A 14,631-nucleotide genomic window follows, 5' to 3' on the forward strand; every position below is an offset into this window, starting at 1 on the left:
CCAAGACACTCTCATTCTAACAGCTTAGGCAACGATACGGAAAAGACACGGCTGGCTGCCGTGCCTTAAACCGTAAATATATTGTAATAGGAGGAAGGGAACTTCACTCCGGAAGAGATCGAGGAGCTGAATGAGATCTATGTGTATGTGGCCAACGCCTACAAGAACTTCAAAAAGTACGAGCAGGTAAAAATCGTTACCAACATTCAGAACAAGATCATTGCATCGGGAGAAAAGGCGTACCTGATTACCGATGATTTTATGCATGTGATGAGCTGCAACCAACCTGCGCTGGATTGCTTGAAGGATATTCTGGGGTCTGCTGCGGTCAAACAGATCAGCAGTGAAACACCGTGCAACTGGCTTCCGTTTCTGCTGGGAAGCGATGCAGAGGAAACAGGCGAAAACGAAGTGCTGACCCGCGTGATCAAACAGTATACCTTTCACATTTACACCTACGACCAGACCTATTCCAACGGCATTGTGGACCGGTATCACTGGATCACCATCTCGCACAGCAGGAAAGGGCAGTCGGAGGAGTGGCTGGAAGCCAGCGGTACGCTGACCCCCACCGAACAGAAGGTGGCAGAGCTGATGCATCAGGGGCTCACCTATCAAAAGATTGCAGACGAGCTGGTGGTAAGTTATCATACCATCAAAAAACATGTACAGAACATATACAGCAAGTGCGGTGTGAACAGCCGGTTCGAGCTGTACAAATGGCTGGAAAACAGGGAAAAATAAAAACAAAATTCACACAAGACACCAGAGAAACACCATCCGCCTCCGTTCAGCAGGAGTAAGGCGGACGGTGTTTCTTTTTCTTTGCCTGAGAATTGTTTAACAAATACGGAAGAGCTTTGTTGTGCACTGTGTACAATAAAAATTCAGAAAAAATAAAATATAGGGAATGTTCCCTATATAGAATAATCCTTTTGTCTACTTTTAAAAAAAGCTGGCCTTGATATAATTCTAACGAACGGTGAAACTCACACGAAAAACGATACCGAAAGAGGTGAGCCGATGGGTCAAAAGGGAATGGTTTTTAACATTCAGCGATTCACGATTCATGATGGCCCCGGGCTGAGAACAGAGATCTTTCTGAAGGGATGCCCGCTGCGATGCAGATGGTGCAGTAATCCGGAAAGCTGGATGCTCCAGATGCAACCCGGTGTGTACCGGTCAAAATGTATTTCTCAGAAAAAGTGCGGTGCCTGCCTGGATGCCTGCCCCGGCGGCGACGTTCTCAAATTTTATCGAGGCAAGCTGGCCGCGATCGACCGGGAAAAATGCCTGCACTGCCTGGCGTGCGCAAGGGAATGCCCCTCCGAGGCGGTAAAGCAGTGGGGCGAATGGATGACCGTGGAGCAGTGCATGAAGATCATCCTGAAAGACCGGGGATATTATGAACGCTCCGGAGGAGGCGTTACGGTTTCCGGCGGCGATCCCATGGTCCAGAGTGACTTCGTGGAAGAGCTGTTCAAGGCCTGTAAGGAAGAAGGCATCCAGACCTGCCTGGAGTCCACCTTTCATGCTAACTGGAAGGACATTGAAAAGGTTCTCCCGTATGCCGATATCATCATATCGGACATCAAGCACATGGACCCGGAGATCCACAAACAGTATACGGGCGTGGACAACGCAAAGATCCTCGAGAATCTGAAGCGGCTTTCCGAAACAGGTAAGGAACTGATTCTCCGAATTCCGGTTATCCCGAACGTAAACGACGATATGGACAACATCGCCGCCACGGCCGATTTCATTCTGAACGAGATGAACGGAAACGTGAGAACGTTGCAGCTGCTGAGCTTTATGCGTCTGGGCGAGGAAAAATACGATTCGCTGGGCATCCCCTACGGGATGGAGGGCGTGAAGCTCAACCGCAAATCCTTCCAGAAACACGTTGAAAAAATCGCCGAGTATTGCAACGGCCGGGGCATTCATTGCCTGGTCGGAACAAAAGAAAAAGAGTAAGCAATTCACTTTACATACAATATTCAGGAGGAATCAAAATGAGCGAGAAGCACACCACTGCATGTGGCACCGAGCCTTTTGACAAGACTTACAGCCTGGGTTACCAGGTTCATCACGAGGACTGGTCTCCGTACCCCCGGGTCAACCGCCTGCGCCAGACCTTCCTTGACCGCCCCTACGAGATCGACGTGGAGCGTCTGCGTCTGGTCACCGAAGCCTATCAGAAGCACGCCCGTGCACCCCGCAAGCTGCAGTGCGCATACGCGTTCGAAAATGTCTTGCTGAACACCAGCCTTTACGTGTATGATGAAGATCTGATCCTGGGCGAGATTGCTGCTCCCGCAAAGGCGTCTCCCATCTACCCGGAATTCTCCGTGGCCTGGATCATCGACGAGATTCTGCATTCTCCCTTTGAGGAGCGCGAGCACGACCAGTTCTACATCCGCAACGACAAGGAGCGGCAGGAGATTCTGGATCTGTGCGCCTGGTGGCAGGGCCGCACCGTTGCCGACCGCATCGAAGGCCGCCTTTCCTACGACCAGGAGAAGGGCTCCGAGGTGGGCGAGAAGATCTTCCAGACCAACCTGTACCACTATGCGGGCACCGGCCATCTGGCCATCGACTACGCCAAGCTGATGCGCGTTGGTTACGACGGACTGATCAACGAGGCCAAGGCCCGTCTTTCCGAGCTGAGCATGCGTGACCCGGAATACGCCGACAAGCGCGATTTCTACGAGGCCATGATCATCATGCACGAGGCTGCGAAGAAGTACATCGAGCGTTACGCAAAGCTCTGCGAAGAGAAGGCAGCAGAGGAGAAGGACGAAAAGCGCAAGGCGGAGCTGGAGACCATGGCGGCAAACTGCCATCAGGTTGCAGGCGGCGTACCCCAGACCTTCTGGCAGGCTATGCAGCTGTTCAACTTTGCCACCACCCTGATTCAGGTGGAGAGCAACGGCCACTCCATTTCCTACGGTCGTATGGACCAGTGGCTGTACCCCTACTATGAGAAGGACATCAAGAACGGCACCCTGACCAAGGAATTCGCTCTGGAGCTGATCGAGGTCGAGTACGTGAAGATGAACAACCCCACCAAGCTGAAGGACAAGGGCAGCATGGCCGTGCGCAACGGCCGCGGCTTCGGCGGCGAGAGCCTGACCATCGGCGGTGTGGACAAGGACGGCAACGACGCCACCAACGACCTGACCATGCTGATGCTGGAAGGCTCTGCCCATACCCGTATGATGAATCCCTGGGTATGCGTCCGTATGCACAAGGACACCCCCTATGAGCTGAAGGTCAAGGCTGTGGAGTGCATCCGCGCCGGCTACGGCCATCCCAAGCTGTTCAACGACGAGCCCGCCATCAAGGGTATGATGCGCAAGGGCATGACTCTGGAAGAGGCCCGCGACTACTGTGTGGTTGGCTGCGTGGAAATCAGCCTGCCCGGCAAGGAGTACGGCTGGCACGACGCCGCTTATGTGAACACTCCCAAGATGATGGAGATGGTGCTGAACGGCGGCCGTTCCATGAACACCGGCGCACAGCTGGGCCCCGATCTGGGCAGCCTGGATACCTACCAGAGCTTCGAAGAGATTCTGGAGAGCGTGGACAAGCAGTTCGAGTACTGGACCGATCAGATGTGCAGCAGCCTGAACATCATCGACAACGCCCACCGGGAACTGAAACCCCTACCTTACCTGTCCGGCTTCTATCAGGACTGCATGGACTCCGGCAAGGACGTGACCGAGGGTGGCGCCAAGTACAACGGCACCGGCCCCCAGGCCTCCGGTATGGCCACCTGCGCCGACGAGCTGTCCACCATCAAGCAGCTGGTATTCGATGAGAAGCGCGTAACCGGCGCCGAGCTGCTGCAGGCCATCCGTGACAACTGGGAAGGCCACGAGAAGCTGTATGCTCTGGTAAACAGCTCCAAGGTGCATCACTACGGCAATGACGACGACTACGCCGACGAGCTGTTCAAGTTCATGTTCGAGTGCTACTGCCGTCACATCAGCGGCCGCAAGAATCCCCGCGGCGGCATCTTCAGCCCCGGCGTATACTCCGTAAATGCGAACGTTGCCATGGGCCTGAACACCAACGCTTCCGTTGACGGCCGCAAGAAGGGCGAAGCCATTTCCGACAACATGGGCCCCGTACATACCGATGCAGGCTCCCATGACGTGAGCGGCCCCACTGCCCTGACCAACTCCCTGACCAAGGTCGACCACAGCCTGGCCACCAACGGCACCCTGATGAACATGCGCTTCCCCCAGGAAGCCGTTGCAGGCATCGAAGGCCGTGACAATCTGATCAGCTTCATCGACGAGTATATGGCGAAGAAGGCCATGCACGTTCAGTTCAACATCATGAGCTCCGAAACCATGCGTGCCGCGCAGAAGAAGCCCGAGGATTACAAGGACATGCTGGTTCGTGTGGCAGGTTACAGCGCCTACTTCGTTGAACTGGGCAAGCCGCTGCAGAAGGACCTGATCCAGCGCACTGAGCTTCACTTCTAATTAAACAATAAAAAGCAGGAACGGCCGCCGCCTCTCTGTACGGCGGGTATCGGCAGAGAGGCGGCCCGGACTATGAATTTTGGGGGATATTATGACGTTCGAATTTAATTTTATTCTTGTGGGCTTAATGCAGATCATCGGATTCTTCGTACAGGGCTGTACGGGATTCGGCTGCACGGTAATTGCGGCTGCTGTGACCAATGGTCTGCTGGGCACCACCGCCGGTGTGCCCTACGGCACCCTGCTGACCCTCCCGTTCATGTATTTTCTGGCGATCAAGGCTCGGAAGGAAGTGGCCTGGAAGGATCTGGGCAAGATCATCCTGATGTGCCTGCCCGGCATCATCATCGGTAACTTCCTGTTCTATGTGATCAGTCCCGACGTTGCCAAGATCTGCATCGGTGCAATGGTAACCCTGATTGCCCTGATGAACATCTACAAGTGCATCATCAAGCCTCTGGTTCTGAAGGTGGAGGAAGAGGAAGAAGTCGATACTCCCGTGAAGAAGGCTCTGCGCTATGGCTGCCTGGCTCTGGGCGGCGTGGTTCACGGCGCATTCAACATCGGCGGCCCGCTGATCACTGTGTACACCATTTCCGCTGTAAAGGAAAAGGAGAAGTTCCGCAACACCATGAACATGGTGTGGGTTATTCTGAATACCTGGAACGCCATTTCCCAGTTCCGCAGCGGTGTGGTTACCCCTTACGTTCTGAGCGCCCTGGCTGTGGGTCTGCCCATGGCGGCCATCGGTTTCTTCCTGGGCATGGCGTTCCTGAAGAAGATCAACCGGGAGCAGTTCCTGCGTATCGTTTACTGTGTGCTGCTGTTTGTGGGCGGCAATATGCTGTTCACCAGCTTGATGGCAGTTCTTTAATTCGTTCAGAGAGAAGGCAAAGCAAATGAATGATTTCCGTTTTAAAGTACCTCAGGTAATTGAATTTGGCGTGGGCAGCCTGAAGAAGCTCCCCGAAATTCTGAAAGAGAGCAAGTCCGAGCATGTGTTCCTGATTTCCGACCATGGCCTGGAGAGCATCGGCGTTGTGAAAAAGGTGCAGGACATCATTGCTGAGGGTGGCCTGAAATGCACCACCTTCCTAGATGTAATCCCCAACCCCACCGTGGATGTGGTCAACGACTCCGCGAAGCTGTACAAGGAATCCGGCGCCACCAGCATCATCGCGCTGGGCGGCGGCAGCCCCATGGACGTGGCCAAGGCCACCGGTGTGCTGGCCACCTACGGCGGCAAGATCACCGATTACGAAGGCCTGTACAAGGTTCCCGGCCCCATCGTGCCGATCATTGCGATCCCCACCACCGCCGGTACCGGCAGTGAGGTTACTGCTTCCGCGGTAATCACCGACGAGGAAAGAAACTACAAGATGTCCGTGATCAGCTACGAGATGTTGCCCAAGTATGCCGTGCTGGATCCTGAGCTGATCATGACCGCTCCCGCATCGGTTGCGGCCTCCTGCGGCGTGGATGCTCTGATCCATGCGATGGAAGCCTACGTGTCCAACTTTGCCTCTCCCTTCACCGATGCCATGGCAGAGAAGGCCATGGAGCTGATCGGCGCCAACATCCGCCGCTTTGTTGCCAACCGGAAGGACGTGGACGCTGCCTGCGCCATGATGACCGGTTCCACCTTTGCCGGCATGGCCTTTGCCTGGGCAAAGCTGGGCAACGTGCATGCCATGAGCCATCCGGTAAGCGCATACTTCCATGTGGCCCATGGTGTGGCGAACGCTGTGCTGCTGCCCACCGTTGTGGAGTACAACGCACTGGCAGACCACGGCCGCTATAAGAAGATTTATAACTTTATCCGTGAGTCGAAAGAGCCCGCAAAGGATTTCAAGCCCCAGATGCTGGTGGATGAGATCAAGAAGCTGAATGCGGATCTGGGCATCCCTGCTTCGCTGTCCGAGGTCGGTGTGACCGAGGATAAGATCGAGGCCATGGCGAAGGATGCTGTGGTGCATCCCAACGTGATGGCCAACCCCCGTCAGACCAATCTGAAGGAAATGATCGCTCTGTACAAAAAGGCACTGTAATGTGAGGGCAGAGCCGAACAATTCACGTCGACTGACCAGAGCGGCGTGAATTGTTCGGTATTATCAAAGGAATATGAGGGAGAAGGAATGTTAAAGAAAAATCATGATCGAGTAGCATTAATCGGATGGATCGTCAGTATTCTGGTACCGGTGATCGTCTCGCTTCTCCCTGTTTCAGGGATCTTTACCGGGTCGCTGAAAACCTTCTTTGTAATCACTCTGTTTGTAATTCTGATTATTGCCTTTGAGCTGCTGCCCAAGCTGATTGCGGCAATTCTGCTGCCGTCGCTCTACCTGATCAGCGGGCTTGTGCCGGCAGACATTGCCTTTGCCTCCTGGACAAGCACCACCGTATGGATGGTAATGGGCGGCCTGATTCTGAGCAACGTGCTGGAAGACTGCGGACTGCTGAAACGAATCGCGTTTTTTGTGATTCGAAAATGCGGCGGAACCTATACCGGCGTGGTGTTCGGGAGCTTCATCATCGGCATTATCCTGAACCTGATCACCTTCTGCAATGGCTGGCTGGTGGCCAGTGTGCTGGTTTACGGCATCTGCCGGGCCATGGATCTGAAACCGTCCAAGGAGTCGGCTCTGGTCTGCTTTGCGGGAACGATCGGTGCAACGGGCTGCACCGTCTGCCTGTTTTATCCGGGCTACTTCTCCATTATGGAGGAGTCCATCCGGGAGTTTATTCCCGACTTCACCATGACCATGACCTCCTCCTTCCAGTACAACGGATGGTTTGTGCTGTGGAGTGTGCTGCTTATCCTCATTATGATGAAGGTCTATCGCATCAAGGACCTGAAAATCAATGTGCACAAAGAATATTTCGAGGAACAGTACGCAGCATTGGGCAAGGTCAGCACCAAGGAGAAAAAAGCGATTCTGATGATCGTTCTGCTGCTGGCCTACCTGATGACCTGTCGTTTATTCGGCCTTCCGGAAGCCTATGGCTTTATGGTGATCCCGTTCCTGATGTTCATCCCGGGGATCCGTTTGGGGGATGAAAATACGCTCAAGCGGCTGAACTATTCCACCGTGTTCTTTGTTTCCGCCTGTCTGGGAATCGGCACGGTAGGAGCCGCCGTGGGCTTCGGTGATTTCCTTACCGCCATTGTCGTTCCGGTTCTGGAAGGGAAGGGGACTCTGGTCGTCTGCCTGATCTTCCTGACCATGGGTATGATCGCGAACCTCTTCATGACACCGTACGCAATGCTGGGCGGTCTCTCGCTTCCCTTTGCACAGATTGCGGTTTCGCTGGGAATGAGCCCGGTCGCCGCATGCATGCTGCTGCTTTACTCCTGCGAGCTGCTGTTCTTCCCGTATGAGTCGGCGGGCAACCTGATCATGTACGAATTCGGCATGCTTCCCATGAAGGAGTTCATCAAGCAGATGACCCTGAAAACTATCATCATGTATTTGGGTTTTATCTTTGTCATGTACCCCATGTGGCATTTGCTGGGCTTTATCTGATAGAGGTAAGCACAAGGCAGGATACGGGAACCAAAAATGAAAAACACCCCACAGGGTGCTGCCAGCAGCGGCATCCTGTGGGGTGTTTTGTTCGTTTTACATGCGACCATGGTGCAGGATCAGACGTCGGAAATATCTGGGCGATAGATCACAACATCAGAAAGCTCACAGGCCAGAATTTTGCATAATGCATCCAATGTGTTGGTGGAAACCGACTCGTTTGCCTTCAGGCGGCGAATGGTGGAACTGCTAATTCCGCCCTTTACCTGCAGGGTATAGGTGGTGGCACCTTTCCGCCGCATTGTCTCCCATAGTGGATCATAGGAAATCATGTTCGCCGCCTCCTTTCCATCTTGCTATATCTCCATTATTGTCTATAATGAAGATATAGTGTGATAGGCAATATTGCCTATGATGAAAGGGCCGTGTTTTGGATTGGGCGGGAGGTATACCATGCGGCGAAAAACGTGTTGTGTGATTGGCGGAAAAAATGTGCCGTTTGAGCGGATGGACACGCTTCAAAGAGCATTGGAACAGGAGCTGGAGAGGGCATTGAAGGATGGATGCAGTCGTATGGTTTGTGGGTTTTCCGGGCCGGGGGATATGCTGTTTGCGCGGCTGGTCAGAAAACGAAAGACACAGCGGCCCAGGCTGTTTCTGGAGGCTTTCCTGATTAGTGACAGCGAGATAATCGGAACAGATGGAAAACTCCGAACAGAACTTACCTGGTGCAATGGCATACGGATCTTCTCACATACCATGTGCGCAGATGGTTCACGTCTGCGGGATGAGGAGATGGTTTTAAAATCCGATCGAATCATTGCAATTCTGAATGGGCCGACACAGCGGGAGACTTACCTGTGTTCCATCGCTCAATCAGCAGGGAAGGATGTTGGGGTAATTCGGATGGACTAAAAGGCTTTTCGAGTTTTGGCATCCTGCAATCAACGAAATCAATTGCAGCAAAAAACCAGGCATAGATTTCCCGGAAAGGAAGTTCTATGCCTGGTTATTGCAGCGATATTTTGAATGCCATTTCAATCGGTTGCCCGCAGCCGTTCCACGATACTCTGCTTTTCCAGATTTTTAAAGCAGATGTAGGGGATAACAATTGCAAACAAAATCAGAATCGGCGTGCAGATGGCAAGTGGCAGCAGTGTGAAATGGAAGGTTGCCGTCCAGTCATCGGCCACCATCATGCGTACACCGATTCCGACGGCTACCGCACCCAAAGCATAGGATGCCAGCAAGGTGATTCCGGCGTAATATAAGCCCTCGTCGATCAGCATGCGCCGAAGCTGACGTTTTGTCATGCCGATGCTCTGAATCATGGCAAATTCCTTCTGGCGGGAAACAATCGCCGTTACCATGGAATTGATGAAATTCAGAATCCCTACAAAGGCAATGATCAGACTGATGGCAAAGCCCATCACGGTGTTTGCCCGGGTCTGCTCCTGATAATGCGCGATCAACGTGGATTTTGCCGTGTAATTCAGGCTCTTGTCCACGTCATGCCGGTATTGAATCAGTATTTCTTCCGCCTGCGGATGGTATTCCTCGGCCACATCAAAGAACAGCTTGCGCAGGGTGTTGTCCGGGTACATGGCCCGGAAGGTATCGGCAGGAAGATAGAATGAAAGAAAGTCCTGTGTGCTGCTGTTCACGCCCTCGGTAATGGTGGGAATATCCGCCACAATCGCCATGACCTCGTATTGCTGCCCGTTCAACTCAACCGTATCTCCAACAGAATAAGTCGGCTGTGTTTCTTTCTCGCTGTCCTCCGCGCCGGTGGCTGCTTCCATTACCACATAGCCCCCGGACAGAAATTTCTTCTTGTCAAAGGTGCCGTCCAATATCCTGCCGTCCTGTGTAAAGGTGTCCAGAATCAGGCCGTCAATGCCGTACAGAATGGAAGTACATTCGCCGCTGTGGATCATCTCGTGATAGGCTTCTGCCAGGCTAGTATCGGTTGCCTCTATATAGGCCAGCCGATCATCTGCGTTATAGTAGGTCTGAATGTTTCGAAGTGCAGATGCCCCGATCTTATGCGTGAACACCTGCGAATACAAACACCCGGTTGCTCCCAGTCCGGGAAGTCCCTCAATGTTTTGTACCAGCTCCGGGGAAATGGTGGTACCGTAGGGATTGTATGTGCCAAAGGTGGAAGAAATCGAACTGTCCTCTACCTCAAAATCACTGATCACCATCTGGCTCATGTACTTATCGATATCGAAGCTGGCATTTTTCGCATAGACACAGGAAAGCAGCACAAGCCCCAGTGTCAGGGAGCAGATTACCGTAACGGTGCGTTTTTTGTTCCGGCCCAGGTTCGCCAGAGCCATTTTCGGAATGCTGGCTCCGCCGGTGCTTTTCTTTGTTTTCCGTTTGCTGTTCGTCCCGGCGTCGGTGTAGCGCAGAGCTTCCATCGGGGAAACCTTCCCTGCGATTTTCGCAGGCTTCTTGCAGGAGATCAGGACCGTCAGATAGGCAAACAGCGCGGAGCCGATGAAGAGATAGGGGTTGACCGCTGTTTTGGCTTTTCCCGCTGTGCCGGTTATCATGACCGGCACCAGCACAACCCCCAGCAGATACCCGATCACAAGCCCGACAGGAATGCCAATCAGCGACAGGCGATTGGCCTGCCCGTAAATCAGCTTTTTCAACTGCCGTTTGGTTGCGCCCAGAGTTTTCAGCCGGCCATAAAAGCGGATGTCGCTGGCAACGGAGATCTGAAAGATGTTATAGATGATCAGATAACCGCTGGCAAATACCAGAACCATGCAAATTGCCATAGGCAGAACTTCACGGATGATATTCTGGTTCATGGTGGAATCATAAGCGGCATTGGGAGAAAGGGACACATGAGACAGGCCGGTGTCGGCTAAAATCTGCTCCGCAGTCCCTTCCAGATTGCTGTCACTGTACAGATCGAGATGAAGCATCACCGTTCCCAATACCTGCCCGTTTGCCAGCTGTTCCGCCTGATCGATACCTGCACACTGGCTTTGCACAAAGGCTTCGGAAACCCACGCCATACTTGCCATGGCAGCGGAGTTTCCGTCCCAGTAGCCGGAGAGGGTAAAAGTGCTGGCGGTGGTTTCTTCACTGTTTAAGTCCTTCCGCCATTGCAGGGTGATTTCCTGCCCCAATTCATAAGGCAGGCCCAGCTTATCAAGGGTGATGGTATCCAAAGCAATTTCATTTTCCTGCACCGGCATGGTCCCTTCGGTGGGATAGGAAAAGCTGGAACGGGCATAGGTTTCATCCGCAGAGCGGATTTCCACCTGCCGTCCGGTCAATTCCTTGTTTTCAGCAATTCCAACCACAATGCTTTTTCCAAAATCCCGGACGGCTTCATGGGTGGTGATCTTCTCCGCATCCGCGTCCGTCATGATGCCGGAACTCAAGTGGCTGTTGTATCCGGCCTGCTGAAAATTCATGTTCCGCAGGTTTTCCACCATGCTCTGGGACAATACAAACAGGGAGGTAAACATTACCGTTGTCAGAACAATGGCTGCAACGGCAACCAGATTGCGGGTTTCGTTTGCCTTGAAACTGCGGTTTGTCAAGGTGCGTATCATTGATTTCTGCCGTTTCATGGAATCACCGCCTTACTCTGCAATCCGGCCATCTTCAATGCGGATGGTGCGGTCTGCCTGTGCTGCAATTTCCGGGTTATGGGTAATCATGACGATGGTCTGGTGAAATTTCCGGCTGGTGACCTTCAAACGTGCAATCACCTCATCGCTGGTCTTGCTGTCCAGATTGCCGGTCGGCTCGTCGGCAAGGATGATCGCCGGTTTGCTGGCCAATGCTCTGGCAATGGCGACGCGCTGCTGCTGGCCGCCGGAAAGGGTATTGGGCATATTGTAGAGTTTCTTTTCCAGACCCAGCAAAGCCACGATCTCTTTGATGAATTTTCGATCTGGCTTCTTGCCGTCCAGCTGGATGGGCATAACAATGTTTTCATACACATTCAAGACGGGAACCAGATTGTAGTTCTGAAAGATAAAACCGATCCGCTGGCGGCGGAACACAGTCAGATCCTCGTCCTTCAGCTTGCCCAGCTCGTAATTGTCCACCTTGACCGAGCCGGAAGTGGGGCGATCCAATCCACCCAGCATGTTCAACAGGGTGGACTTGCCGCTGCCGGAGGTGCCGATGATGGCAACAAATTCGCCCGCTTCAATGGAAATGCTCACGCCGTCCAGCGCTTTCACGATATTCGGTTCGGTGCCGTATTGCTTGGTCAGTTGATTGGTGCTTAGAATGCTCATGCTCCATGCCCTCACTTTGCTGTTTTTTCTTCATTGTATCCGGGCACAGAAAAGGCACAATGAAAAATGCGTAATCTAATATCCACAGCGAAAAAACTAACACGGCACAAAAAGAAACGCCGCTTCCTGCGAAGAAGCGGCGTAAATCCCATCAGGGAATGGGAATCAGAATTTTCAGCAGATAGGTTCCGTCTTTTGGGCGGAAGCTGCACTGGCCGTCGTATTTCTCAACGGCCTTTTGATGTTGGGGATACCGAATCCGTGAACAAAACGGTCGCTTTTGGTGGTTCCTCCGGTTGACTGGGTTCCCGGTGGGGTGTTGTTTTCCACGGTGATGAGCAGCATATCCCGTACGCGCTCTGCTTTCACGGTGACCAGCCGATCTTCCTCCGGCAGCTGCTCGCTGGCCTCCATTGCGTTGTCGATGGCATTGCCGAATATGGTGCTGATGTCCAGCGGCTCCAGAAAGTCCATCCCCTTAAAATCAACCAGGGCAGAGAAGTCGATCTTTTTTTCACGGGCTCTGGCAGCCTTATCCTTCAGGATGATGTCCAGAAACTCGTTGCCGGTATGCACATAGTCCTCATAGTCTGCAATCTGAGAGCGCAGCGTCTGGGCCATCTGCCGGGTCTCGGCGGTGTTCTGCCTGCTTTCCATCACAAGCAGATGGTTTTTCAGGTCGTGGTAGATGGCGCGCACCCGTTCCTCTTCGGCAATGCGTTCCTTGTAGTAATCCCGCTGAATCTCCATCTGCTGCACCCGGTATGCAGTCTGCATGGAATCGTAGATGTAGGCCGCCAGATACATACAGCCAAAGCTGGAAAAGACGGAGGCCCCGCAGATGGGGTAAACGATTGCGGTCTGTTCGGGCATAAAATAGATGATGGTGAAGATTGCCACGAAAGAGGAAAGAATCAGCATGTCAATGATCAGCCAGGTTTTCGTGTTCAGGTGGGACGGAATCTTTTCCAGAAACCGCCGCAGAACCAGCCATGCGCCAATCCAGAACAGCAGACGCAGCAAAAGCGATGCCGTGTGAATGGCGGTGCTGATGAGCGCCAGCTTTGGAGACTGTAACGTATCCTCATAGCTTGCCCCGGTCACCAGCTTAAACAGGCGTCCGCCGATATCCAGCATCAGGTAGTTGATGGCGATGAGTGCCGGATAAAACACCAGCAGCACAGACAGCTTTTCCATAAACGTTCCGCGGTAAAACAGCAGCACAAAAAGGAAGAACAAAAGCATGGTGCCGAACAGGCTTCCCGGGTCATTGGAGTATATAATGGAGTCGGCCAGAAAACCACAAACCAGAAACGTAATCACTTTCAGAATCAGAGGCTCCCGAAGGGGAAGAAAGGACTTTAAAATCAGGAAGAAAACCGCCGTATACCCCCATGCCAGCAGAAAAGAGAGGGCCTCGAAAAGGTGTATCACAAAAAACCCCCCCAATAATCGGTCAGCCGCTCCATGAATTCCTTTCGCTTTGGCTGGCTGATGGGAATGATTTCGCCGGTAATCAGCTCGATCTCCAGCTTTTTGATGCCCTTCACATAAAACAGATTCACAATATAGCTGGTATGGCAGCGTGCAAAGTCTCTGTCGCAAAGCGCCCGTTCCATCTCTTTCATGCTTTTGTAGCAGATGATGTTTTCCTGCTCGGTATGAACCATCAGATTGCGGTTAAAGGTTTCGATATAACGGATGGATTTCAGGGGGACCTTGTATTTGCCGGTATCGTTGGCAATCACCAGAGAGGGGGCATCTTCTTTCTGGCTTCGTTCAATGAAGTGGTCCAGCTCCGATTTGAGCCGGGCATATTTCATGGGCTTGATGATGTAGTTGGTGGCGTGATATTTATACCCTTCAAGCCCGTATTGAGTGAGTGTAGTCAGGAAAATAATGCCCACGGTTTCATCCATCTGCCGGATTCGTTCCGCCGCATGGAGACCATCCATCAGCTTCATCTGGATGTCCAGAAAAATCAGGTCAATGGTCGGATCGTATTTCTCGATCAGCTCCATGCCGTCATAATACGGGGTGATTTTTATATCCCGCCCGGTCTCCCTGCTGTATTGGTTCAGCAAGCCGGTCAGATATTGAACGAAGTCCTTTTCGTCATCACAAATTGCCAGATGCAGCACTGGCTCACCTGCTTTCGCTGTACCTGTCTGTGAACAGGCTTAATCTACTTCATTGTATTTCATTTGCCAAAAGAATACAAGAAATTGGAAAAGACGGGTTTCTAAAACTGCATCAGGCGAAGAATAGAAAACACCCCGGCGGCAGGAAATTGTCGTGCTGAAAACCTCCCTGACTGAGATTTCAGCGCGTTTTTAT

12 protein-coding genes are annotated in these 14,631 nt (G+C 52.7%); 7 read left to right on the forward strand and 5 right to left on the reverse strand.

Features of this window, described 5'->3' with window-relative positions:
• The first annotated feature begins 141 nt into the window (after positions 1-141).
• From EDD77_RS14920 to EDD77_RS14945, 6 genes are all read left to right on the forward strand, one after another.
• Complete coding sequence (locus EDD77_RS14920) at positions 142-744, forward strand: LuxR C-terminal-related transcriptional regulator (RefSeq protein ID WP_058964963.1); 603 nt, start codon at positions 142-144, stop codon at positions 742-744.
• A gap of 294 nt (positions 745-1,038) precedes the next feature.
• Complete coding sequence (gene hpfH / locus EDD77_RS14925) at positions 1,039-1,974, forward strand: (2S)-3-sulfopropanediol dehydratase activating enzyme (protein WP_243117495.1); 936 nt, start codon at positions 1,039-1,041, stop codon at positions 1,972-1,974.
• 38 nt (positions 1,975-2,012) lie between these two features.
• Entirely contained in the window at positions 2,013-4,493 is a 2,481-nt protein-coding gene (gene hpfG / locus EDD77_RS14930) for a (2S)-3-sulfopropanediol dehydratase (RefSeq protein WP_058964566.1), read from the forward strand.
• A gap of 91 nt (positions 4,494-4,584) precedes the next feature.
• Complete coding sequence (locus tag EDD77_RS14935) at positions 4,585-5,367, forward strand: sulfite exporter TauE/SafE family protein (protein ID WP_058964449.1); 783 nt, start codon at positions 4,585-4,587, stop codon at positions 5,365-5,367.
• A 25-nt stretch (positions 5,368-5,392) separates the two neighbouring features.
• Positions 5,393-6,541: an iron-containing alcohol dehydrogenase gene (locus tag EDD77_RS14940; protein WP_058964447.1), complete on the forward strand. Its 1,149-nt coding sequence runs from the start codon at positions 5,393-5,395 to the stop codon at positions 6,539-6,541.
• An 87-nt stretch (positions 6,542-6,628) separates the two neighbouring features.
• Positions 6,629-8,017 (forward strand): SLC13 family permease, encoded by a 1,389-nt coding sequence (locus EDD77_RS14945; RefSeq protein ID WP_058964445.1) that lies wholly within the window; start codon positions 6,629-6,631, stop codon positions 8,015-8,017.
• Positions 8,018-8,136: 119 nt separating this feature from the next.
• Here the strand turns inward: EDD77_RS14945 and EDD77_RS14950 are convergent, their stop codons facing one another.
• Positions 8,137-8,349 (reverse strand): helix-turn-helix domain-containing protein, encoded by a 213-nt coding sequence (locus EDD77_RS14950; protein WP_058964443.1) that lies wholly within the window; start codon positions 8,347-8,349, stop codon positions 8,137-8,139.
• Between the two features lie 121 nt (positions 8,350-8,470).
• Here EDD77_RS14950 and EDD77_RS14955 point away from each other — a divergent pair, with 121 nt between their 5' ends.
• Positions 8,471-8,932: a hypothetical protein gene (locus tag EDD77_RS14955; RefSeq protein ID WP_058964441.1), complete on the forward strand. Its 462-nt coding sequence runs from the start codon at positions 8,471-8,473 to the stop codon at positions 8,930-8,932.
• Positions 8,933-9,054: 122 nt separating this feature from the next.
• On the opposite strand, the gene EDD77_RS14960 is transcribed toward EDD77_RS14955, so the two are convergent.
• From EDD77_RS14960 to EDD77_RS14975, 4 genes are all read right to left on the reverse strand, one after another.
• A complete protein-coding gene (locus EDD77_RS14960) occupies positions 9,055-11,616 on the reverse strand; it encodes an ABC transporter permease (protein ID WP_058964439.1) in 2,562 nt (853 codons plus the stop codon).
• A gap of 12 nt (positions 11,617-11,628) precedes the next feature.
• Positions 11,629-12,294, reverse strand: a complete 666-nt coding sequence (locus tag EDD77_RS14965; RefSeq protein ID WP_058964437.1) for an ABC transporter ATP-binding protein — start codon at positions 12,292-12,294, stop codon at positions 11,629-11,631.
• A 174-nt stretch (positions 12,295-12,468) separates the two neighbouring features.
• The gene (locus EDD77_RS14970; RefSeq protein ID WP_242868392.1) at positions 12,469-13,728 is read right to left on the reverse strand and encodes a sensor histidine kinase; all 1,260 of its coding nucleotides are present in this window, start codon (positions 13,726-13,728) and stop codon (positions 12,469-12,471) included.
• The gene (locus EDD77_RS14975; protein WP_058964435.1) at positions 13,725-14,435 is read right to left on the reverse strand and encodes a LytR/AlgR family response regulator transcription factor; all 711 of its coding nucleotides are present in this window, start codon (positions 14,433-14,435) and stop codon (positions 13,725-13,727) included. The genes EDD77_RS14970 and EDD77_RS14975 overlap by 4 nt, the downstream gene beginning before the upstream one ends.
• Positions 14,436-14,631 lie beyond the last annotated feature (196 nt).

It is taken from the genome of Allofournierella massiliensis (genome assembly GCF_004345265.1).
In the GTDB taxonomy this organism is placed as follows: Bacteria; Bacillota; Clostridia; order Oscillospirales; family Ruminococcaceae; genus Allofournierella; species Allofournierella massiliensis.

Bases quoted from the DNA above. Each gene is read 5' to 3' on its own strand.
- EDD77_RS14950 (WP_058964443.1), bottom strand. From the start codon at position 8,349: ATGATTTCCTATGATCCACTATGGGAGACAATGCGGCGGAAAGGTGCC.
- hpfG (WP_058964566.1), top strand. From the start codon at position 2,013: ATGAGCGAGAAGCACACCACTGCATGTGGCACCGAGCCTTTTGACAAG.
- EDD77_RS14965 (WP_058964437.1), bottom strand. From the start codon at position 12,294: ATGAGCATTCTAAGCACCAATCAACTGACCAAGCAATACGGCACCGAA.
- EDD77_RS14945 (WP_058964445.1), top strand. From the start codon at position 6,629: ATGTTAAAGAAAAATCATGATCGAGTAGCATTAATCGGATGGATCGTC.
- EDD77_RS14935 (WP_058964449.1), top strand. From the start codon at position 4,585: ATGACGTTCGAATTTAATTTTATTCTTGTGGGCTTAATGCAGATCATC.
- EDD77_RS14960 (WP_058964439.1), bottom strand. From the start codon at position 11,616: ATGAAACGGCAGAAATCAATGATACGCACCTTGACAAACCGCAGTTTC.
- EDD77_RS14940 (WP_058964447.1), top strand. From the start codon at position 5,393: ATGAATGATTTCCGTTTTAAAGTACCTCAGGTAATTGAATTTGGCGTG.
- hpfH (WP_243117495.1), top strand. From the start codon at position 1,039: ATGGTTTTTAACATTCAGCGATTCACGATTCATGATGGCCCCGGGCTG.
- EDD77_RS14955 (WP_058964441.1), top strand. From the start codon at position 8,471: ATGCGGCGAAAAACGTGTTGTGTGATTGGCGGAAAAAATGTGCCGTTT.